The 21428-nt window shown below is 59.6% G+C and carries 20 protein-coding genes; 6 read left to right on the top strand and 14 right to left on the bottom strand.

Going from position 1 to position 21428, the window contains the following annotated elements; translation table 11 throughout:
- Positions 1-46: 46 nt before the first annotated feature.
- Positions 47-1438, bottom strand: coding sequence for an L-cystine transporter (locus GTU76_RS16270; RefSeq protein ID WP_175555566.1), 1392 nt, complete (start codon positions 1436-1438; stop codon positions 47-49).
- Positions 1439-1678: 240 nt separating this feature from the next.
- Here GTU76_RS16270 and GTU76_RS16265 point away from each other — a divergent pair, with 240 nt between their 5' ends.
- Positions 1679-2740: an HAD family hydrolase gene (locus tag GTU76_RS16265; RefSeq protein ID WP_016983215.1), complete on the top strand. Its 1062-nt coding sequence runs from the start codon at positions 1679-1681 to the stop codon at positions 2738-2740.
- Positions 2741-2932: 192 nt separating this feature from the next.
- Here GTU76_RS16265 and ilvD read toward each other — a convergent pair whose 3' ends face one another.
- The 6 genes from ilvD to GTU76_RS16235 all read right to left on the bottom strand — a co-directional run bounded on the left by ilvD (position 2933) and on the right by GTU76_RS16235 (position 10680).
- Positions 2933-4774, bottom strand: a complete 1842-nt coding sequence (ilvD, locus tag GTU76_RS16260) for a dihydroxy-acid dehydratase (RefSeq protein ID WP_077574927.1) — start codon at positions 4772-4774, stop codon at positions 2933-2935.
- Positions 4775-5042: 268 nt separating this feature from the next.
- Positions 5043-6275, bottom strand: coding sequence for a multidrug effflux MFS transporter (locus GTU76_RS16255; RefSeq protein WP_175555565.1), 1233 nt, complete (start codon positions 6273-6275; stop codon positions 5043-5045).
- Positions 6268-7245 carry a diiron oxygenase gene (locus GTU76_RS16250; protein ID WP_175555564.1) on the bottom strand — a complete coding sequence of 326 codons (978 nt, stop codon included), beginning with the start codon at positions 7243-7245 and terminating at the stop codon, positions 6268-6270. The genes GTU76_RS16255 and GTU76_RS16250 overlap by 8 nt, the downstream gene beginning before the upstream one ends.
- Positions 7242-8315, bottom strand: a complete 1074-nt coding sequence (locus GTU76_RS16245) for a SagB family peptide dehydrogenase (RefSeq protein ID WP_180699061.1) — start codon at positions 8313-8315, stop codon at positions 7242-7244. The genes GTU76_RS16250 and GTU76_RS16245 overlap by 4 nt, the downstream gene beginning before the upstream one ends.
- A 455-nt stretch (positions 8316-8770) precedes the next feature.
- Complete coding sequence (locus GTU76_RS16240) at positions 8771-9967, bottom strand: class I SAM-dependent rRNA methyltransferase (RefSeq protein WP_016983220.1); 1197 nt, start codon at positions 9965-9967, stop codon at positions 8771-8773.
- Between the two features lie 173 nt (positions 9968-10140).
- The gene (locus tag GTU76_RS16235; protein WP_016983221.1) at positions 10141-10680 is read right to left on the bottom strand and encodes a type 1 glutamine amidotransferase domain-containing protein; all 540 of its coding nucleotides are present in this window, start codon (positions 10678-10680) and stop codon (positions 10141-10143) included.
- A 227-nt stretch (positions 10681-10907) separates the two neighbouring features.
- Here GTU76_RS16235 and GTU76_RS16230 point away from each other — a divergent pair, with 227 nt between their 5' ends.
- The 3 genes from GTU76_RS16230 to GTU76_RS16220 all read left to right on the top strand — a co-directional run bounded on the left by GTU76_RS16230 (position 10908) and on the right by GTU76_RS16220 (position 12938).
- On the top strand, positions 10908-11720 hold the full coding sequence (locus tag GTU76_RS16230; protein ID WP_175555746.1) for an HDOD domain-containing protein: 813 nt from the start codon (positions 10908-10910) through the stop codon (positions 11718-11720).
- Positions 11721-11732: 12 nt separating this feature from the next.
- Positions 11733-12545 carry a bifunctional DNA-formamidopyrimidine glycosylase/DNA-(apurinic or apyrimidinic site) lyase gene (gene mutM, locus GTU76_RS16225; RefSeq protein WP_007913582.1) on the top strand — a complete coding sequence of 271 codons (813 nt, stop codon included), beginning with the start codon at positions 11733-11735 and terminating at the stop codon, positions 12543-12545.
- Positions 12546-12614: 69 nt separating this feature from the next.
- Positions 12615-12938, top strand: a complete 324-nt coding sequence (locus GTU76_RS16220; RefSeq protein WP_180699060.1) for a multidrug transporter — start codon at positions 12615-12617, stop codon at positions 12936-12938.
- A gap of 132 nt (positions 12939-13070) precedes the next feature.
- On the opposite strand, the gene GTU76_RS16215 is transcribed toward GTU76_RS16220, so the two are convergent.
- From GTU76_RS16215 to GTU76_RS16195, 5 genes are all read right to left on the bottom strand, one after another.
- Positions 13071-13322, bottom strand: coding sequence for a YfhL family 4Fe-4S dicluster ferredoxin (locus tag GTU76_RS16215; protein WP_003213796.1), 252 nt, complete (start codon positions 13320-13322; stop codon positions 13071-13073).
- A gap of 102 nt (positions 13323-13424) precedes the next feature.
- Positions 13425-13904 (bottom strand): pantetheine-phosphate adenylyltransferase, encoded by a 480-nt coding sequence (coaD, locus tag GTU76_RS16210; RefSeq protein WP_003229157.1) that lies wholly within the window; start codon positions 13902-13904, stop codon positions 13425-13427.
- 115 nt (positions 13905-14019) lie between these two features.
- A complete protein-coding gene (locus GTU76_RS16205) occupies positions 14020-15615 on the bottom strand; it encodes a GMC family oxidoreductase (RefSeq protein WP_180699059.1) in 1596 nt (531 codons plus the stop codon).
- Positions 15616-15747: 132 nt separating this feature from the next.
- Positions 15748-16293, bottom strand: coding sequence for a twin-arginine translocation pathway signal protein (locus tag GTU76_RS16200; protein ID WP_180699058.1), 546 nt, complete (start codon positions 16291-16293; stop codon positions 15748-15750).
- A 29-nt stretch (positions 16294-16322) separates the two neighbouring features.
- Positions 16323-17771 carry a coniferyl aldehyde dehydrogenase gene (locus GTU76_RS16195; RefSeq protein ID WP_343057531.1) on the bottom strand — a complete coding sequence of 483 codons (1449 nt, stop codon included), beginning with the start codon at positions 17769-17771 and terminating at the stop codon, positions 16323-16325.
- A gap of 128 nt (positions 17772-17899) precedes the next feature.
- Here GTU76_RS16195 and GTU76_RS16190 point away from each other — a divergent pair, with 128 nt between their 5' ends.
- Together GTU76_RS16190 and GTU76_RS16185 are read left to right on the top strand one after the other, a co-directional pair.
- Entirely contained in the window at positions 17900-18571 is a 672-nt protein-coding gene (locus GTU76_RS16190; protein WP_007913599.1) for a TetR/AcrR family transcriptional regulator, read from the top strand.
- Positions 18572-18603: 32 nt separating this feature from the next.
- Positions 18604-19458, top strand: a complete 855-nt coding sequence (locus GTU76_RS16185) for a sulfurtransferase (protein WP_180699056.1) — start codon at positions 18604-18606, stop codon at positions 19456-19458.
- 102 nt (positions 19459-19560) lie between these two features.
- On the opposite strand, the gene GTU76_RS16180 is transcribed toward GTU76_RS16185, so the two are convergent.
- Together GTU76_RS16180 and GTU76_RS16175 are read right to left on the bottom strand one after the other, a co-directional pair.
- On the bottom strand, positions 19561-20403 hold the full coding sequence (locus GTU76_RS16180) for an AraC family transcriptional regulator (protein ID WP_180699084.1): 843 nt from the start codon (positions 20401-20403) through the stop codon (positions 19561-19563).
- Positions 20400-21395, bottom strand: a complete 996-nt coding sequence (locus GTU76_RS16175) for a hydrolase (protein WP_180699055.1) — start codon at positions 21393-21395, stop codon at positions 20400-20402. Before GTU76_RS16175 ends, GTU76_RS16180 begins: the two co-directional genes overlap by 4 nt.
- Positions 21396-21428: the final 33 nt, after the last annotated feature.

Here is a 21428-nt window from a genome sequence, read left to right as displayed (position 1 = left end):
AATGTAGGAGCGAGCCTGCTCGCGAAAGCGGTCTGTCAGGCGCTACTTAAGCCTGAGCAAGTTCCGCATGCTCATCCGCATCCAGCAATTCTTTATCAGTCTGCTGCATCACCTGACTGGTAATCGCCCCAGCCGTGATCGCACCACTCACGTTCAACGCCGTACGCCCCATATCAATCAGCGGCTCAACCGAAATCAGCAACGCCACCAGTGACACCGGCAAGCCCATCGCCGGCAGCACGATCAATGCCGCGAACGTCGCGCCACCACCGACACCGGCCACACCGGCCGAACTCAACGTCACAATCGCCACCAGCGTCGCGATCCACAGCGGATCCAGCGGGTTGATGCCTACGGTCGGCGCAACCATCACCGCCAACATCGCTGGGTACAAACCGGCGCAACCGTTCTGGCCGATGGTCGCACCGAACGATGCGGCAAAACTCGCCACCGATTGCGGAATCCCCAGACGACGGGTCTGCGCTTCAATGCTCAGCGGAATGCTCGCCGCGCTGGAGCGGCTGGTGAACGCGAACGTCAGCACCGGCCAGATCTTGCGGAAGAAGCGTAGCGGGTTGATCCCGGCCGCCGATACCAGCAAACCGTGCACGACAAACATCAGGCCCAGACCGAGGTACGACACCACGACGAAGCTGCCGAGTTTGATGATGTCCTGCAGGTTGGAACCGGCGACCACTTTGGTCATCAGCGCCAGCACGCCGTAAGGGGTCAGTTTCATCACCAGACGCACCAGACGCATCACCCAGGCTTGCAGGGTGTCGATGGCGTTGATCACTTTCTGACCTTTTTCGACGTCATCCTTGAGCAATTGCAGTGCAGCAACGCCGAGGAATGCTGCGAAAATCACCACGCTGATGATCGAGGTCGGCTTGGCCCGCGCCAAGTCGGCAAACGGGTTTTGCGGGATGAACGACAGCAGCAGTTGCGGCACATTCAGGTCGGCGACTTTGCCGGCGTAGTCGGTCTGAATGGTTTGCAGACGCGCCATTTCCTGGGTTCCGGCGACCAGACCTTCGGCGGTGAGGCCGAACAGGTTGGTCAGGCCGATGCCGATCAGCGCCGCAATCGCAGTGGTGAACAGCAGGGTGCCAATGGTCAGGAAGCTGATCTTGCCCAGCGACGAGGCGTTGTGCAGACGTGCCACGGCGCTGAGGATCGAGGCGAACACCAGCGGGATGACGATCATTTGCAGCAACTGCACGTAACCGTTGCCGACCAGATCGAACCAGCCGATCGAGGCTTTCAGCACCGGGTTGCCGGCACCGTAAACGGTGTGCAGGGTCACGCCGAACGCGACGCCCATCGCCAGTGCGAGCAGGACTTTTTTCGCCAGGCTCCAGGTGGTGTGGCGGGTTTGCGCCAGACCGAAGAGCAGGGCGAGGAACACCAGCAAGTTGAGAATCAACGGTAGGTTCATGAGAACTCCAGAAAGACTTTGCCAACAGCCTTCCGGGGCTGCTGCGAACCGGCAAGCCTAACAGTTTGATTTGCAATGATTTAATACCGAAATCTTAGGGCGTCCGTCGTTTTTGGAATAAGCCCGTGTCGCTCTCGGCAATGCATCTGGCGCGATAGGGACGTGGGCGGTCGCTGACAGACGAGGACTGTCACACATATTTGTTAGCGTCGATCTCTTTGAATCAGGGAGAAGAGGCTTATGAAGTTCGCACCGAAATTTCTGGCTGTCGCACTGGCTGTGGGCATGGGCCTGGCTACTCAGGCCTTCGCCACCGACCTGAAACACTGGCCGGCCGATCAGGCCAAGGCGCTGGATGCGATGATCGCCGCCAATGCCAACAAGGGTAACTACGCGGTGTTCGACATGGACAACACCAGTTACCGCTACGACCTCGAAGAATCCTTGTTGCCGTTCATGGAAAACAAGGGCCTGATCACTCGCGACAAACTCGACCCTTCCCTGAAACTGATGCCGTTCAAGGACACCGCCGACCACAAGGAAAGCCTGTTCAGTTACTACTATCGCCTCTGCGAAGTCGATGACATGGTTTGCTATCCGTGGGTGGCACAGGTGTTCTCTGGCTTTACCCTCAAGGAACTCAAAGGCTACGTCGATGAGCTGATGGCTTCGGGCAAACCGGTGCCGGCGACGTATTACGAAGGCGATGTGGTGAAGAAACTCGACGTTAATCCGCCGAAAATCTTTACCGGTCAGCAAGAGCTGTACAACAAGCTGATGGAGAACGGCATCGAGGTCTACGTGATGACCGCGGCCTCTGAGGAGTTGGTGCGCATGGTCGCGGCGGATCCGAAGTACGGCTACAACGTCAAACCGCAGAACGTCATTGGCGTGACCACGCTGCTGAAGAACCGCGAAACCAACGAACTGACTACTGCGCGCAAGCAGATCACTGCCGGCAAATATGACGAGAAGGCCAACCTCGGCCTTGAGTTGACACCGTACCTGTGGACCCCGGCAACCTGGATGGCCGGCAAGCACGCAGCGATTCTGACCTACATCGATGAATGGAAAAAACCGGTGTTGGTCGGTGGCGATACGCCGACCAGCGACGGTTACATGCTGTTCCACGATGTCGATGTGGCCAAGGGCGGCATTCACTTGTGGATCAACCGCAAGGACAAGTACATGACGCAGTTGAACGGCATGATGGCCAAGCACGCGGCGGCGCAGGCGAAAGAAGGGTTGCCGGTGACGGCGGACAAGAATTGGGTGATCGTCAAGCCAGAAGAAATTCAGTAATCACCGCAGATCTAATGTGGGAGCGAGCTTGCTCGCGAATGCGTCGTGTCAGTCACCATTTGTATTTCTGACATGCCGCTTTCGCGAGCAAGCTCGCTCCCACAGTTTGATTTTTAGTGTTTCGGGAATCTGCTCAGGCAAAAAAAATGCCCCGCACTCAGGCGGGGCATTTTTGTATTCGACGGTTAAGCCTTACAGCCCGTCGAGCATCGCTTTGTTACGCACAGCACCTTTGTCGGCGCTGGTCGCCAGCAGGGCGTAGGCCTTTAGTGCGGTGGTCACTTTACGTGGACGCACTTCCACAGGTTTCCAGCCCTTCTTGTCCTGCTCGGCGCGGCGTGCCGCCAGTTCTTCGTCGCTGACCAACAGGTTGATCGAGCGGTTCGGAATGTCGATCAGCACTTTGTCGCCATCCTGCACCAGACCGATCGCGCCGCCGGCGGCGGCTTCTGGCGAAGCGTGGCCGATGGACAGACCGGAAGTACCGCCAGAGAAACGACCGTCGGTGAGCAGTGCGCAAGCTTTGCCCAGGCCTTTGGATTTCAGGTACGAGGTCGGGTAGAGCATTTCCTGCATGCCCGGGCCGCCTTTCGGGCCTTCGTAGCGAATGATGACGATGTCGCCAGCCTTCACTTCGTCAGCGAGGATGCCGCGTACGGCGCTGTCCTGGCTTTCGAAGATCTTCGCGTTGCCTTCGAAGACGTGGATCGATTCGTCGACACCGGCGGTTTTCACCACACAGCCGTCGAGAGCGATGTTGCCGTACAGCACAGCCAGACCACCTTCCTGCGAATAGGCGTGTTCGAAACTGCGGATGCAGCCGTTTTCACGGTCATCATCCAGAGTTTCCCAACGAGTCGACTGGCTGAACGCCGTTTGGGTCGGGATACCGGCCGGGCCAGCCTTGAAGAAGTGGTGTACCGCTTCATCGGTGGTCTGAGTGATGTCCCATTTGGCGATGGCTTCTTCCATGCTGCGGCTGTGCACGGTCGGCAGGTCGGTGTGCAGCAGACCGCCACGGGCGAGCGAGCCGAGGATGCTGAAGATGCCGCCGGCGCGGTGCACGTCTTCCATGTGGTACTTCTGGATGTTCGGCGCGACTTTGCACAGCTGTGGAACGGTGCGCGAAAGACGGTCGATGTCGCGCAGGTCGAAGTCGATCTCTGCCTCTTGGGCAGCAGCGAGCAAGTGCAGGATGGTGTTGGTCGAACCGCCCATGGCGATGTCGAGCATCATCGCGTTCTCGAACGCCTTGAAGTTGGCGATGTTGCGCGGCAATACCGACTCGTCGTTCTCGCCGTAGTAACGCTTGCACAGCTCGACGATGGTGCGGCCAGCCTGCAGGAACAGCTGTTCGCGGTCGCTGTGGGTGGCGAGGGTCGAACCGTTGCCCGGCAGTGCGAGGCCCAGGGCTTCGGTCAGGCAGTTCATCGAGTTGGCGGTGAACATGCCGGAGCACGAACCGCAGGTCGGGCAGGCGCTGCGCTCGTATTCAGCGACTTTCTCGTCAGAAGCGCTTTCGTCGGCGGCGATTACCATGGCGTCAACAAGGTCGAGGCCGTGGGACGCGAGTTTGGTCTTGCCGGCTTCCATCGGGCCGCCGGAAACGAAAATCACCGGAATGTTCAGGCGCAACGCAGCCATCAACATGCCCGGGGTGATCTTGTCGCAGTTGGAAATGCACACGATGGCGTCGGCGCAGTGGGCGTTGACCATGTACTCGACGGAGTCGGCGATGATCTCGCGGCTCGGCAGCGAATAGAGCATGCCGTCGTGGCCCATGGCGATGCCGTCATCCACGGCAATAGTGTTGAATTCTTTCGCTACACCGCCGGCGCGTTCGATTTCGCGGGCGACCAGTTGGCCCAGATCTTTCAGGTGCACGTGGCCCGGTACGAACTGGGTAAACGAGTTGGCAATGGCGATGATCGGCTTTTTGAAGTCGTCATCTTTCATCCCGGTGGCGCGCCACAGTGCGCGGGCGCCGGCCATGTTGCGGCCGTGGGTGGATGTTTTCGAGCGGTAATCTGGCATGGAGCACTCCGGGCGGCTAATCACTTACTAATCAGGTGCAAAAGGGGAGTGAGCTTCTATTGACGTCTGGGACACTCAGAAATGGCCGTGTGTCCGTGATGTTGCCGATGACGTTGCGGGATCGCCGCTGGTCTCAGCCTGAGCTCATAAACCCGCCGGGGGATGAATGGCGATGAATCAGCCGATTCTACACCGCTGGCGTCTGGAGGGAATGGCGCAAAGTGTTGTTCCAGTGCCGACGGTGCGTGTGGGATGACGATCGGCAGGTTTAATCCCTACCCGGTTGCGCAAGCGCATTGATTGCAAGGTTCCTGGCGCGCTGGCTTATCCGGCTGTTGAGCATCAGCGCGATGCCGCTGAGCAGCACGAAGCTGTATCCCAGCGTCGATTGCATATTGGTCGGACTCAGGCTGATCAATGCGCTGATCAACCCGCCGCAGATGAAGATGATTGTGCTGCCGGCCGAGGCTGAGGTGCCGGCATTTTCGGGAAACAGACCCATAGCCCGGGAGGTGGCGGCTGGACGCGTGATGGTGGTGCCGGCGGTGCAGATCAGCATCGGGATCAGCACCGTGGCGGGGGCCAAAGGATGGTGGGCGGCGAGATACAGCATGACCAGTCCTGACAGCAGAATCAGGCTTAGACCGGTGATGATTTGCCGGCCCGGCGTGATACGTCGGTTCAATACCGTGGCAATGATGCCGCCCACGACATACGCGGCGCCGTATACCAGCAGGATCAGCGAAAACTCATAGGCCGACAATTGCAGTTGGTCCATGAAAATCAGCGGTGAAATCACGATAAAGGAAAAATGGCAGGCAAATGCGAAGGCCGAAATCAGCCAGTAGCCGAGGAAGTCGAAATCTCCCAACACCCGTCGATAGGCCTTGAGGAAACTCATGGGAGGGCCGCTGACAACGGGGCGGGTGTTCTCCAGAAAAATCCAGGCCTTGAGCAACACTGCGCCAGCCAGCGCAGTGAACACCCAGAAGCTGCCGCGCCAGCCAAGGGTTGCTTGCAGAAAAGTGCCGGCCAGCGGCGATACGGAGATGAAAATCCCGGTGGCCGTAACCATCAGGATACGCAGGCGATCACGCTCTTCACCTTCGAACAGATCCTGTACCAGTGCCTGGGACAGCACGAAGCAGCCGCACCCCAAGGCCTGTACTACCCGGAACATCAGGAACAATGCGTAATCGCTGGTCATCACGCAACCGACGGCACCGAGCATCGATACGCTCATGCCGGCGAGCAACAAGCCCTTGCGCCCGATCACGTCGGACAGTGGGCCGATCAACACCTGGGCAAACGCGATACCTACGGCGAACAGACTGATCGACAGTGCGATGTCCGCCGGTGTACTGCGAAAATGCGCCGCCAGTGCCGGAAACGAAGGCAGCAGGACATCCAGTGGAAACACGCCAAGCAGCACCATTGCGAGCAACAGGCTGACCGCCCCGCGACGTTGACGGGGAGTTACCACGGATTTTCCTTTATCCATCGATCAGTCCTGCCTTGGCAAAAAGTGTCTGGTTATGGGGCGTGGCGAAAAATCCGGCCTTGCGCAATGCATCCACCGTAGCGATGCAACCTGATCGTGCACGCGCGCGGTTGGCCTGCACCGTTGCCATGCCGCCGACTATCTCCATCACGTCACTGTCTGCGATGCCCGCGCCACGCATGCTCTGTTGCAGCCAGCGTTCGTCGACCTCGAAGAAAATTCCGATGATCTCCAGCAGCGTTCTGCTCACAAACGTACGCTGGCGACTGTTCATGGACAGCCAGAAGTAATGGAACGCCTCGGCAAAGTAGCGGCTGTGGCGGGCTTCGTCGGTCAGATGATCGCGCAGCATGTCGTTCACGCTGGACACCAGAGTGTCGCGGCAGATGTCCAGCAGCTCGCGGGCAATGATGGTCTCCGAGACGAAGCCGAGCAGAAACCATGCCAGTGGGCGGTTCTTCTCTGGGGTGCGGGCGATCATTGCGTTCATGCGGGTGATCCGCTTCGGCACAACCGGACGTCCGGTCATCCCATAGAGCGCGGCGATCTGTTCGGCCAGACGATTGGAGAACAGCGCGTGGTAACCCTCATCGGTGTAGAGCTGCAGCGCCGCGTGTTTCATTGGCAAGGGTACGTAGATGGGCAGTTCCCGGTGGACGATGACTTCCACCGCGCGATTGACGATACGGTGTTCGAGCAGGGTGGTGTAATCCAGAAAATGCACCAGATGGTTGGCGCTCAGTCGGTGCACCACCTCACGCCCTGCGGCCTGAATCGCGGGATGAGCCAGGTAGGGCAGGAAGGCCGGAGGGAACCAGTAGCGGCTTTGCAGTTGCTGCTGCACGTCGTCCGGCAATTGATAGTCGTGGGTGCTGCTGCGTACCGAGGCTCGGCTGTCCCAGTCCCCCAGGGTGAACTTGAGCGCCCATGACACCGGTACTTCATTCGGATCGGGGATCAGCAGGGTCATGCCTGGACCTCGCGCAGCAGATCGCGCATTTCCGCGCACATCACGTATCCGTCGCTCGCACCGCAGCCGACAAAAAACAGCGTTTGTTCAGCGCTTCCCTCAAGTTTGAGCAGTGTTTCGACATGTTTGTCGGCAAACGCACCGGTCAGCCAGGTGTTAAGGCCAAGCGCTGTGGCAACCAGTTGAAAGGTCTGCGATAGATGACCTGCTTCAACGAACGCCATTCGATAGGCCCGTGAGTGCTCGTACTTCCACCAGAGCCGATCAAATCGGGCCGTGATGAACAACCCAAGCGGCAGGTTGTTGATGAAATGCTGGCCGCCGAGCAAATCGCCCAGTGCCGGTTGTGGTAATGGATTGACCCGGCTCAGGGTGTGTTGCGCCGGGTGGTAGGCGTAGATGCCGGGCTCCAGATCCTCGACATTCTGTACCAGCAGAAAGCCTTCACAGGCGTTCAGGCCGCCTGCGGAGGGGCTGCTGCGACGTGCGCCGAAGCCTTGAGCGATGCTGTCGTCGCGATCAATGTCGCGTTCGTGGAGATAACCGAGTGAAAGATAAAGCAGGGTGCCGACGTCGCTGAGCGTCATCGCTGCATTGGTAAAGGAGCGGCAAGTCTTTCGCTGAAGCAACGCGTTATTCAGGCTGTCGTTGCTCAATGCGCACGGAACGGGCAGCGCAATGCGCTGATCAGTTTCATGCTGCGGGCGTTCAGTCGAGGGGGGCGGGCTAGCCAATACTTCGTTGCAGTGCGCCAGATATTGTCTGGACCACTCATGAATGTTCTGTGGTGAGTGTTCGCAGGGAATGTTTTGAGTGCCGATGTGATAAATCTTTGATAATTCATCCCAGCCCCATTGCGGGGTGTCGATTTTTGCAATGGTTAGAATGCCCACGCTTAATAGTTGTGTATCTATGATGTTGTGGGTGTCGAACAGGTCTGGATCGTTTATTAGTTGGGCAAGGCGCGATGAATAGTTGATGTCGAGTTCATGTTGAGTGTGGTCTTTGTAATTCCATACTACTTGTCCTGGCGAGCGCGGCAATATAAACAGATAAGGGTTGATGTACATGGGGCTGTTCACTCTGGCTGAAGTCGAAAGGACGCTGAGTTGCCGGCACTCCCCAGCGTCCTGACTTACTTAACGGGCTTTAGGAGCAACCAGAAAAGCCAGGTTTGCGATTTTGTTGGTTTCCAGAGAAATCTTTTTCATGATGTGAACTCCTTGTTCGTTGAAATTTTAAGTCACCTCGTGGCGACGACTTCATAATAGTTTGTAATGGATTATTGGCAAGTGGATATTAAGTAGGAATGCTCCAGTAATTTTGTCGGAATAATCTTTAGCTGGAGATTGATTTTGTAGGGTAAGTTTCAATAATTAAAAGACGTAAGGAAATATCCTGCACGTTCATAGGAAGGCAAGTGTAGGAAGTCGTAAACGTCGGAAGGATCAACAGGCGCGGAATGACTGCCAGGGCCAGGCGTACAGCAAACGGGGAGCCTGCTGGCTCCCCGTCATCCGCAGGATCAGCTGTTGGGCAGCAGGCGGCAGGTGATGCTCTTGATGTAGCGGGTTTCAGCGATGGCCGGGTGCACCGGGTGATCCGGACCTTGGCCACCACGTTCCAGCAGCTGGATGTTGCGATCCAGGTGACGGGCGCTGGTCAGCAGGATGTTCTGCAGGTCATCTTCCGGCAAGTGCATCGAGCACGATGCGCTGACCAGGATGCCGTCCTTGTTGAGCAGGCGCATGGCTTGCTCGTTCAGGCGACGGTAGGCGCCTTCGCCGTTTTTCATGTCTTTCTTGCGCTTGATGAACGCCGGCGGGTCGGCAACGATCACGTCGAAGCGCTCTTCGCTGGCTTTCAGTTCTTTCAGGGCTTCGAAAACGTCGCCTTCGATGCAGGTCATCTTGTCGGCGAAACCGTTCAGCGCTGCGTTGCGCTCGACGCCGTCGAGGGCGAAGGCCGAAGCATCGACGCAGAACACTTCGCTGGCGCCGAACGCAGCAGCCTGCACGCCCCAGCCGCCGATGTAGCTATAGAGGTCGAGGACGCGTTTGCCTTTGGCATAAGGGGCCAGGCGAGCGCGGTTCATGCGGTGGTCATAGAACCACCCGGTTTTCTGGCCCTGAATGACCGGCGCTTCGAACTTCACACCGTTCTCTTCCAGCGCCACCCACTCCGGCACCAGGCCGAACACGGTTTCGACGTAGCGGTTGAGGCCTTCGGCGTCGCGTGCGGCGGAGTCGTTCTTGAACAGGATGCCGCTTGGCTTGAGCACTTGGGTCAGTGCGGCGATCACGTCATCTTTATGCGCTTCCATGGTGGCCGAAGCGATCTGTACGACGAGGATGTCGCCGAAACGGTCGACGACCAGGCCTGGCAGCAGGTCGGAATCACCGTAGACCAGACGATAGAACGGCTTGTCGAACAGGCGTTCGCGCAGCGACAGGGCCACGTTCAGGCGGTGCACCAGCAGCGATTTGTCCAGTTGCACTTTGATGTCGCGCGACAGCAGGCGAGCGCAAATCAGGTTGTTCGGGCTCATCGCCACGATGCCCAGCGGTTTGCCGCCGGCAGCTTCGAGGATGGCTTGATCGCCGGCCTGGAAGCCATGCAAAGGGGTGGCGGCTACGTCGATTTCGTTGCTGTAGACCCACAGGTGACCGGCGCGCAGGCGACGGTCGGCGTTGGCTTTGAGGCGCAAGCTAGGCAGGGACATGACGTCGCTCCGGAAAAAAGAGCGGGAGTATAGCGTGTTGCGACTTGTGTCGGGTTTGATGAGCGATGAAACGCTGATGGTCCCTTCGCGAGCAGGCTCGCTCCCACAAAGGGCTTGTGACCGATACAAGATCAATGTGGGAGCGAGCCTGCTCGCGAATGCGGTCCCCAATGCTACGCCGACAGTGCGTTGATCAACTCCTTGTTGAACGCCGGAATATCATCCGGCTGCCGGCTGCTGATCAGGTGACCGTCCTTGACCACTTCTTTATCGACCCAATTGGCCCCGGCATTGATCAGATCATCCTTGAGCGTCGTGTAACTGGTCATGGTCTTGCCGTTGACCAGCCCCGCCGAGATCAGCAACCAGCCGCCATGGCAGATCACCGCAATCGGTTTGCCGGCAGAAGCGCCGGTCTTGACCAGGTGCTGGGCATCCTGATCAATGCGGATGGTGTCGGAGTTCTGCACGCCGCCCGGCAGGACGATCGCGTCGTACTGCTCACTGCTGGCGCTCTGGAAAGTCTGGTCGACCGTGAAATCGTCTGCCGGTTTGTCGTGGTTCCAGCCTTTGACCTTGCCGGGCTCGGCGGAGAGGATGTCGACCTGCGCGCCAGCCTGCTCCAAAGCCTGCTTGGGACCTGTCAATTCAACCTGTTCGAAACCATCGGTTACCAAAAAAGCGACGCGCTTGCCGTTGAGGGAAGTGGACATCGATAAGCTCCTGAGTCTGTGGGAATTTGTTGCCGCGCCAGACAGAAACTGTCCATCGGGCCTTACAAAATCCGAAGCCTGAGCTTGAATGAAAGTTCCTCCGATATGCCCATCGGTGTGTCGCCCTGCGGTTTCAGCGGTTAGAATCGCCGCCTGTCCCTGAGTGTGTACTTATGTCCCAAGAGCTGACCACCGAACAGATTCAACAATCGCTGCAAGGCATCAGTGTGCCGGCGCAACCGCAGATCATGGTGGATCTGCAAATGGAGCAGTACATGCCCGACCCCGACCTGGAGGTGATCGCCAAGCTGATCGCCCAGGATCCCGGTCTGTCCGGTTCGCTGCTGAAAATCGTCAACTCGCCGTACTACGGCCTGAGCAACAAGATCACCTCGATCCAGCGCGCGGTGAACCTGTTGGGCAGCCGTTCGATCATCAACCTGATCAACGCGCAGTCGATCAAGGGCGAGATGAACGACGACACCATCGTCACCCTCAACCGTTTCTGGGACACCGCTCAGGACGTGGCGATGACCTGCCTGACGCTGGCCAAGCGTGTCGGCACTCAGGCGGGTGACGAGGCTTACGCTTTGGGTCTGTTCCACGATTGCGGCGTGCCGTTGATGCTGCAACGGTTCCCCAATTACATGACGGTGCTGGAAAAGGCTTACGCCAATGCCAGCACCGAATGCCGGGTGGTCGACACCGAGAACAGCGAGTTCAACACCAACCACGCAGTGGTTGGCTACTACACCGCCAAGTCCTGGCGCCTGCCGGAGCATGTCAGCGCGGCGATCGCCAATCACCACAACGCCTTGGCAATCTTCAACGATGAGTCGTCGCGCAACAGCCAACTGAAAAATCTGCTGGCGATCCTGAAGATGGCCGAGCACATTTGCGCTTCGTATCGCGTGCTGGGCAACCAGACCGAAGATTTCGAATGGAACGCCGTCGGGCCGCTGGTACTCGACTATGTAGGGCTGTCGGATTACGACTTCGAAACCCTCAAACAAACGATCCGCGACCTCGGCGCGCATTGATTCGAGGACACCATGCCTGAGTTGCCGGAAGTCGAAACAACCCGTCGCGGGATTGCCCCGCACCTGGAAGGCCAGCGTGTCAGTCGGGTGATCGTGCGGGACCGGCGGTTGCGCTGGCCGATCCCCGAAGACCTCGATGTACGCCTGTCGGGGCAGCGCATCGTGCTGGTCGAGCGCCGCGCCAAGTACCTGTTGATCAACGCCGAGGTCGGTACGTTGATCAGTCATTTGGGCATGTCGGGCAATTTGCGTCTGGTTGAGGTCGGGCTGCCGGCGCTCAAGCATGAACATGTCGATATCGAGCTGGAGTCGGGGCTGGCGCTGCGCTACACCGATCCGCGACGGTTCGGCGCGATGTTGTGGAGCAACGATCCGCTCAATCATGAACTGCTGATTCGCCTGGGCCCGGAGCCACTGACCGATCTGTTCGATGGCGAGCGCTTGTTTCAGCTGTCGCGCGGGCGGTCGATGGCGGTCAAGCCGTTCATCATGGACAACGCAGTGGTGGTCGGGGTCGGCAATATTTACGCGACCGAAGCTTTGTTTGCCGCCGGAATCGATCCGCGTCGTGAAGCCGGGGGCATTTCCCGGGGGCGCTATCTGAAGCTGGCGATCGAGATCAAACGCATCCTCGCCGCCGCCATCGAGCGTGGCGGGACGACGTTGCGTGACTTCATTGGTGGTGACGGCCAGCCGGGGTACTTCCAACAGGAACTGTTTGTCTATGGCCGTGGCGGTGAACACTGCAAGGTCTGCGGCACCGGTTTGCGTGAAGTGAAGCTGGGGCAACGGGCCAGTGTGTTCTGCCCGCGCTGTCAGAGCTGAGGCAAAAAGCTGAAAAAGTCCTACGGTCTATAGTGAGTTGTCTCACTGTTCAGCTCGAAGGATCGTGCCATGAAGTCCTTGCAAGTCCTCTTTGTTGCGCTGCTGCTGTGTTCCAGTCTGGCTGTTAAAGCCGCGGAAAACGGCAGCGGTGACCCACGCTACACCATCCAGAATCCACCGGCCTACGCCATGCTTGGCGATTTGCTGATTGCCCGACCTTTATTGGTGGTGGCGACGGTGATCGGTGCGGGGGCGTTTGTCGTGTCGTTGCCGTTTACCGCGCTGGGTGGCGGGGTTGGCGATGCGGGGCAGGCGCTGGTGGTCGATCCGGCGAAAGCGGCGTTTGTGCGGTGCCTGGGGTGTATCGGGGAGGGGTTTGAGCAGCGTGAGTGAGCTGATCAGGGGTTTGCGCTGCTGCTGATGGCCCTTTCGCGAGCAAGCTCGCTCCCACATTGGAACGCATTTCAAATGTGGGAGCGAGCTTGCTCGCGAAGAGGCCCGAAAGAGCGCTACAAATCCGGCGGATCAGGCCTTGCCGGTGATCAGGCGGTACTTCTCCATCAACTGCTCTTCAGTCTCCGGATGCGCCTCGTCCAGCGGAATGCAATCCACCGGGCAAACCTGCTGGCATTGCGGTTCGTCGTAGTGGCCGACGCACTGGGTGCACAGGTTCGGGTCGATCACGTAGATCTCTTCGCCTTGGGAAATGGCGGCGTTCGGGCACTCGGGTTCGCAGACGTCGCAATTGATGCAATCGTCGGTGATGATCAGGGACATGCTAACTCCAGCCGGGGCGGCAGGCCCGGGCGCAATAAATCAATGCGCGCAATTGTGCCGCATTGGCGCCCGCAGTGCACGCGGGCGCCGTTTGAACGGTCGTTACTTCTTGAAGCGCAGGGTCAGCGCGTCAGCCACGGCGGGGTGGACGAACTTGCTGATATCGCCGCCCAGCGCAGCAATTTCCCGCACCAGTGTCGACGAAATGAACGAATAACGCTCGGACGGGGTGAGAAACAGGCTCTCCACATCCGGTGCCAACTGGCGGTTCATGTTGGCCAGCTGGAATTCGTATTCGAAGTCCGACACCGCGCGCAGACCACGCAGGAACACATTGGCGTTCTGCTCTTTAGCGAAATGCGCGAGCAGTGTCGAGAAGCCGACCACTTCCACGTTCGGCAGATGTTTGGTCACCTCGCGAGCCAGTTCGACCCGTTGTTCCAGCGGGAACAGCGGGTTTTTCTTCGGGCTGGCGGCGACTGCAATGATCACGTGGTCGAACAGGCGCGAGGCGCGTTCGACCAGATCGCCATGGCCCTTGGTAATAGGGTCGAAGGTACCTGGGTACAACACTCGGTTCATCGCGTCGTCCTGGCGGGAGTCCGTTGGGGAGTCGGATGGTATCGCAGCCGTCCCGGTCGGCCAAGTCGCCTGTTGGGTAAGAAAGCACTATAGACGACGCGAATAATCGGTTTTTTCACGGGTTTCTCAGCCGATCGGCGAGGGAAGTCGCCAGTTGCGCGGTCAGGCCATACACCGACAGCTGCGGGTTGGCGCCGATGCTGGTGGGGAACAACGAGCCGTCGTGAATCGACAGATTAGCCAGTTGATGATGCCGGCCGAGACTGTCGGTGACCGCGCTTTTCGGGTCTTCGCCCATCGCGCAACCGCCCATGACGTGAGCGCTGCCGAGTCGCGTGCGATACAACTCAAGGCTCAAACCATCGATCAGCGTGCGTGCCTCAGCCAGGGTCTTTACGTAACGGGCGTCGGCGTGCATCGGCATCACCGATTTCGCGCCGCCGGCAAACTGGATTTCGGCCATGACATGAAAGGCGCGGCGCAGGCCTTCCCAGGCGTAGGGCGAAACCTGATAGTCGAGCACCGGCGAACCATCGCCACGTAATTCGACTGCACCGCCCGTGCTGTCCGGGTGAAAACCGTCACGCAGCAAGGCCAGCATGGCGTGGGTGTGTGGCAGATCAGCCATGTGTTGCGCGCTTTCCTCGCCAAAGCCGCCGAGCAGGGTGGCCGCCAGTGCCGGGTGCAGCGGCGGTACTTCAAGTTTGAAGGCCATCGGCCCGGTGGTGCCGTCCTTCCACTGGAAATGGTCCGAATAGATCGACTGCGGCGCCCCGTAAAACGGGTTGATAACGTCGTCGAAACGCGCGGCGGACATGTTCACAGGATGCAGGAAAGTCCGTTTGCCCAAGCGTTTGTGCGGGTCCGGGGCGTCCGATCGCAGCAACAGCGCCGGGCTGTTGATGCCGCCGCCGGCGAGCACGTAATGCCGCGCCTTGACGCTGATCTTGCGCCCGGTCGGTTCAACACAGCGCTCATCCATCGCCACACATTGCAGTCCAGTGACTTTGTCGCCGCTGATCGACAGCTTCTCCGCGCGGGCCAGATAAAGCAGTTCGCCGCCCTTTTCCAGCGTTGCCGGAATGGTCGTGACCATCATCGATTGTTTGGCGTTGGTCGGGCAGCCCATGCCGCAATAACCGAGGTTCCAGCAGCCACGCACGTTGCGCGGGATCACATGCCAGCTGTAACCGAGTTGTTCGCAGCCTTTGCGGATCACATCGTTGTTGGCATTGGGCGGGACCATCCACGGCGCGACGCCGAGACGTTGTTCCATTTTCTCGAACCACGGCGCCATCTCGGCGGGGCTGTGGCCTTTGACGTTGTGTTCCTTGGCCCAGTGTTCCAGAGTCGGCTCTGGGGTGCGAAAACTCGAAGTCCAGTTGATCAGCGTGGTGCCGCCGACCGCGCGTCCTTGCAGGATGGTGATTGCGCCATCCTTGCTCATGCGGCCGATGCCTTCCTGATAGAGGCTGCTGTAGGCCTGGTCTTCAAGCATTTTGAAGTCGGAACTGGTTTTCAGCGGGCCTTCTTCGATCAGCAGGACTTTGTAGCCGGCAGCGCTGAGGATTTCGGCGGTGGTGCCGCCGCCGGCGCCGCTGCCGATGATTGCCACGTCGGCTTCCAGGGTCAGGTCGTCGCTCAGTTGTGCGCCGTTGTAGGTTTTCCAGCCTCGGGCGAGGCCTTCGCGGAACGGGTCGGGTACGGGCATCGATCAGGTTCTCTTTATTATTTTTGGATGCGGCGGTGTGGCGGCCGACCTCTTCGCGAGCAGGCTCGCTCCCACATTTGAAATGCATTCCGCTGTGGGAGCGAGCCTGCTCGCGATAGGTGCGACTCGGTCTCAGACCGAAGGCGGGCCGGGATAGCCGCAATGCGCCCAGGATTCTGCGCGGGTGTACCAGGCCATCATCACCATCTGCTGCAACGAGCTATGCCCCATGCGCAGCAGGCTCAACGAGCTGTTTTCCCAACGATCAAGGAAGTGGCGCATGGTTTCGGCACTGGCGTTTTCCCAACTGCCCCAGACCCCGGTGAGTGGCCCGCGCGTCACCGCCATGCCGAGGACGTCGAACAGTTGCCGGGTGAGCTTGAGCATCTCCGGCGACAGGTGATCGAGGCTGTAGTCCAGCGACTTGAGCGTGCCTTCAACAGCGCTTGGCAGTTTCTCGGCCGCTACGGCGCCGTCGAGCATCACCGGGATCAGTGCGCGCAGAAACAGCAGATCGCCGTCACGCAACGAGACAAAACCGTTGGCCGCGGCGCTCGACGAGCAGCCGCTGAGGCTGGCGCCGAGTCCGGCGGTGGCGAGAAACGCCGTGGCGCCGAGGCTGAACTTCAGCAGGCCCCGGCGGGACAGTGCGGGTGTTTCGGTCAGGCTTGGGTGCATTATTTTTATTACCCGGCGGTGACGAAGGTTTAGCGAATGAACAGCTTCTGGATCAGTTTCTGAATCGATGTGCCGTAGGGCGGGTAAATCAGTCGGGCTGCGTTGAAGCGCTGTTTAATCAGCACGCCTTTGGCTTTGCTGAAGGTCAGAAAGCCTTCGTGACCGTGGTAGTGGCCCATGCCGGAAGGGCCGACGCCGCCAAAGGGCATATCGTCCTGAGCCACATGCAGCAGCGTGTCGTTCAGGCAGACGCCGCCGGAATGGGTTTCGTGCAGCACACGGTTTTGTTCGCGTTTGTCGTAGCCAAAGTAGTAAAGAGCCAGAGGACGTGGCCGCTTATTGATGTAAGCAAATGCCTGCTCCAGATCCTGATACGGCACGATTGGCAGCAGCGGGCCGAAGATTTCGTCCTGCATGACGGTCATGTCGTCGCTGACATTCAGCAGCACACTGTGCGGCATGCGTCGGCCCTGGCCCTGCTCGAACAGCGGAATCAACAGCGCGCCCTTGCTGGTGGCGTCGCTGACGTAGCCGTTGAGTCGCGCCAGTTGGCGTTCGTTGATGATCGCCGTGTAGTCCGGGTTGTCGGTGAGCGTCGGATAAAAACCCTGCACGGCCTGGCGATAGGCTTCGACGAAGCCGCCGACCCGATCTTCCGGCACCAGCACGTAATCCGGGGCAACGCAGGTCTGCCCGGCGTTGAGGGTTTTGCCGAAGGCGATGCGCTCGGCGGCATCCTTGAGCGGTACGTCGCGGGAGACGATGGCCGGCGATTTGCCGCCCAGTTCCAGTGTCACCGGGGTCAGGTTTTCGGCGGCGGCGCGCATCACGTGTTTGCCGATGCTGGTGGCGCCGGTGAACAGCAAGTGATCGAAGCGCAAACGGGAAAATGCCACGCCGATGTCGGCTTCACCGAGCACCACGCAGACCAGGTCTTCAGGGAAAATTCGCGCCAGCAACTCTTTCATCAGCAAGCCGGTGGCGGGGGTTGACTCGCTGAGTTTGAGCATCACTCGATTGCCCGCCGCCAAGGCGCCGACCAGTGGGCCGACGGCCAGATACAACGGGTAATTCCACGGCACGATGACGCCGACCACGCCGAGTGGCTGATAGACCACTTTTGCCGAAGCAGGCTGGAACGCCATGCCGACCTTGCGCCGCGAAGCTTTCATCCAGCCTTTGAGATGGCGGCTGGCGTAGTGAATGCCGTGCAGGCTCGGCATCAACTCGGCGAGCAGGGTTTCATCGGCGCTGCGATGACTGAAATCGGCGCTGATCGCCTCGATCAGTGCCTGGCGTTCATTGCTCAGCAAATCGCTCAACGCTTTCAGCCATTGCTGGCGCTGGGCGGCGGGCGGCATTGGGTTCGCGGCATACGCGGCCCGCTGCGCCGCGAACAACCGGTCCAGCTCGGCCAGCGGTTGTTGCAGCGTTTGCAGGTAGGCAATGTCGGCAGTCATGGTCTGCTCCGGATTTATTGTAGTGATGAACTTTTTAGAGTCTATGCTCTAGAAAGTCAAATGACTTCCTTGCACAGCATTGTTTTATCCATTTCCGGTTAGGTCGTAAGATGCCCCCCAACGCACTCTGAATTAAAGCTCAAGCCATGGCCCCACGAATAAAAACCAGCGAGCGTATCGTGCTGAACAGCCTTGAGCTGTTCAATCAGCAGGGCGAGCGCAGCATCAGCACCAATCACATTGCCGCTCACATGGAGATTTCTCCGGGCAATCTGTACTACCACTTCCCCAACAAGCAGGCGATCATCGCCGTGTTGTTCAGTGAGTACGAAAGCCTCGTGGACAGCTTTCTGCGCCCGCCGCAGGGGCGTGCGGCGACGGTCGAGGACAAGCGTTTCTATCTCAAGGAATTGCTCTCGGCGATGTGGCGCTACCGCTTTCTGCACCGCGATCTGGAGCATCTGCTCGACAGCGACCCGGAGCTGGCCGCCCGTTATCGGCGCTTTTCCCAGCGCTGCGTGATTCAGGGCGCGGCGATCTACGAAGGTTTTGTCGCCGCCGGGATCCTCGACATGGATCGCGTGCAGATCGAATCCCTGACCCTCAATGCCTGGATCATCCTGACGTCGTGGGTGCGCTTCCTGTGCACCACCCGCGAAAACTCCAACCACCTCAGTGAGCAGGCCATTAAACGTGGCGTGTACCAGGTGCTGGTGCTGGAAGCCGGGTTTGTCACTGAACAGGCGCGTGATGAGGTCAATGCGTTGTTCGAGGAGTTCTACGTACCGCTGGCCCAAGCCCTTGAAGACGTGAAATAAACCGTTCTGTTGAAATTCCTCAGGAGCTCGCTATGCCGATTGCGCAACTGATCAGCCCCCAAGCACTGGATGCCCGCAAGGCGCAGCCGGGGCTGGTGATTCTCGATTGTCGTTTTGCCCTCGAAGACCCGGACTACGGTCAGCGCAGCTATGCCGAGGGGCACATTGACGGGGCGAGCTTCGCCGACCTTGAGCGTGACCTCAGCGGCACCGTGGTCAAAGGCGTGACCGGTCGTCATCCATTGCCCGAGCCGGCGGCGTTGATCGAGCGTCTGCAAGCCTGGGGCATCAACAATGACAGCGAAGTGGTTCTGTATGACGACGGCCCCGGTGCCTATGCCGCGCGGGCGTGGTGGTTGCTGGCGTGGCTGGGCAAGCGTGACCGTGTGTTCATTCTGGATGGCGGGCTCAAGGCGTGGCACGCGGCGGGGTTGCCGCTGAGTCTGGATGCGTCGACGGTTGCGCGTGGCAACTTCAGTGGTCAACCGGACATGAGCTTGCTGATCAGCGCCGAAAAATTGCAAAAGCGTCTTGGCCAATCTGGGTTGACCTTGATCGATGCCCGCGCCCTACCGCGCTTCAAGGGTGAAGTGGAACCGATCGATTCGGTGGCCGGGCACATTCCCGGTGCGCAATGCGCGGCGTTCACCGACAACCTCGGCAGCGATGGGCTATTCCTGTCAGCGGAACAGCTCAAACAGCGTTTTGCCGCCAAGATCGGTGAACGTTCGCCAGAGGATCTGGTTGCCTATTGCGGTTCTGGCGTGACGGCGTGTCACAACCTGTTTGCGTTGTGTCTGGCGGGTTATCCGTTGGGTTCGTTGTATGCCGGGTCGTGGAGCGAGTGGATCAACCAGCCTTCGCGCGGTATCGCCACCGGCGAATAACCAATACCTGTGGGAGCGAGCCTGCTCGCGAAGGCGTCGGATCAGTCGACATTAATGTTGAATGAACAACCGCTTTCGCGAGCAGGCTCGCTCCCACATTGGTTATTCGTTGTCTGAAGGAAGCTGTCGGGCGCTACGGTAAGCGGCGGGCCCAACACCATAAGCCTGCTTGAACTGCCGGCTCAAATGGCTCTGATCGGCAAAACCCAGTTGCGTGGCGACCTCCACGGGCAGGCAGCCGTGTTGCAGAAGTGCGCGCGCCTGGGCGATGCGCTGCTGCATCAGCCAAGTGTGCGGCGGCATGCCGGTGGCGCGGCGGAACACGCGGGCGAAATGGAAGGGCGACAGATTGACCGCCGCCGCCAGTTCCTCCAGTGACGGTGGCGCTGCCAGTTGCGCGTGCAGCAGTTCTTTGCCCAACAGCACCGCGCGGTGTTCTTTGCCGGCTCGACCGGGCACCGCCACTGCCGCATGGCGCTGCAACAGCAACAACATCATTTCGCGCCACACCGTTTGCTGTTGCAGTGCGGTGGCCGGGCTTTCGAGCAGGCGGTGCAACTGCGCAAAGCCGTTGACCAGATCCGCATCGCGATACAGCGTGGCGCCGAACGCCGGCAGGTTGGTGGTGGACAACTCCAGCTCATCCAGCAATGAAACGATTTGCGAGGTGTCGGGATAAAACGCCCGATACAGCCAGCCATCCTCAGTGCCTTTATGCCCGGTGTGCAATTCGTCCGGATTGATCAACACCAGTGTGCCGCTGCCGGCCAGATGTTCGGCGCCGCGATAGCGATAGCGCTGGGCACCGGCCATGATCATGCCGATCACGAAGCCGTCGTGCACATGCGGGGCAAAACGCTGCTCGATGTAGCGCGCCGACAACAATTCGACCCCGGCCAGCGCCGCGGTTTGCCAGAAGCGGATCGACTCGCCCTGATCACTCATGCGGGCAAGCTGGCCAGCCATTGCGGGATGCGGCGTTCGAGGTAGTAGCCGGGTTGGCGCACTGAGCCGTCGACGAAACCGACGTGCCCGCCGCGTGGCTGCAACTCAAATGCGGTTGAGGCCGACAGTTCATCAGCCTGGGGCAAGCTGTGCGGGAATACGAATGGATCGTCTGCCGCCTGAATGATCAGGGTCGGGGTGCGAATCTCGCCGAGGAAATAGCGGCTCGATGCGCGCCGGTAGTAATCCTCGGCATCGTTGAAACCATGTAGCGGCGCCGTCACCCGGCCATCGAAATCCCAGAACGTACGCATGTTGTCCAGTGAGCCAAGCGCTGCCAGTGCCGCGAGGCCATCCTCGCGTCCGTCATGCTGGAACTGCCGTTGCTTGTTCTTGATGTAGGCGACCATCTCGCGCATGAAGTGCGCCTGATAGACCTTGGAAAATCCCTGACCGATACGGTCGGCGCATTGATCAAGGCGAAACGGCACCGACACCGCCACCGCGCCGAGTACGCCACTGGCGCTGCCGGTTTCCCCAAGATGTTTGAGCAGCACGTTACCGCCGAGGGAGTAGCCGACGGCATACAACGGTGCCAGTGGTCGCTTGGCGCGCAGGTGCCTGATGGTTTCAGCGAGGTCTTCGCTGGCACCGGAGTGGTAGCTGCGCGGCAGCAGATTCGGTTCGCCCGAGCAGCCGCGCCAGTTCAGCGCGACACTGGCCCAGCCTTGATCGGCCAAGGCCTTTTGGATACCTGCTACATAAGGCGAATTGGACGAGCCGGTCAGCCCATGCAGCACCAGCACCAGTGGCGCATCGGCGGTATGCGGGCCGTGCCAGTCGAGGTCGAGAAAGTCGCCATCCTCAAGCCACAGGCGTTCGCGTTCACGTTCGATATGCACGGTTTTGCGCCACAGCGGCCCCCACAAGGTTTGCAGGTGCGGATTGCCGAGGCCGAGGGCGGGGGTGAAGCGTTCTGAAGAGGCGGACACGATGGTTCTCGATGCAGAGCGGCGACCCCATTG

Source organism: Pseudomonas crudilactis (assembly GCF_013433315.1).
Lineage (GTDB): Bacteria > Pseudomonadota > Gammaproteobacteria > Pseudomonadales > Pseudomonadaceae > Aquipseudomonas > Aquipseudomonas crudilactis.
The sequence above is the reverse complement of the archived record's forward strand: the minus strand, read 5'-3'. Positions and strand labels throughout refer to the sequence as shown.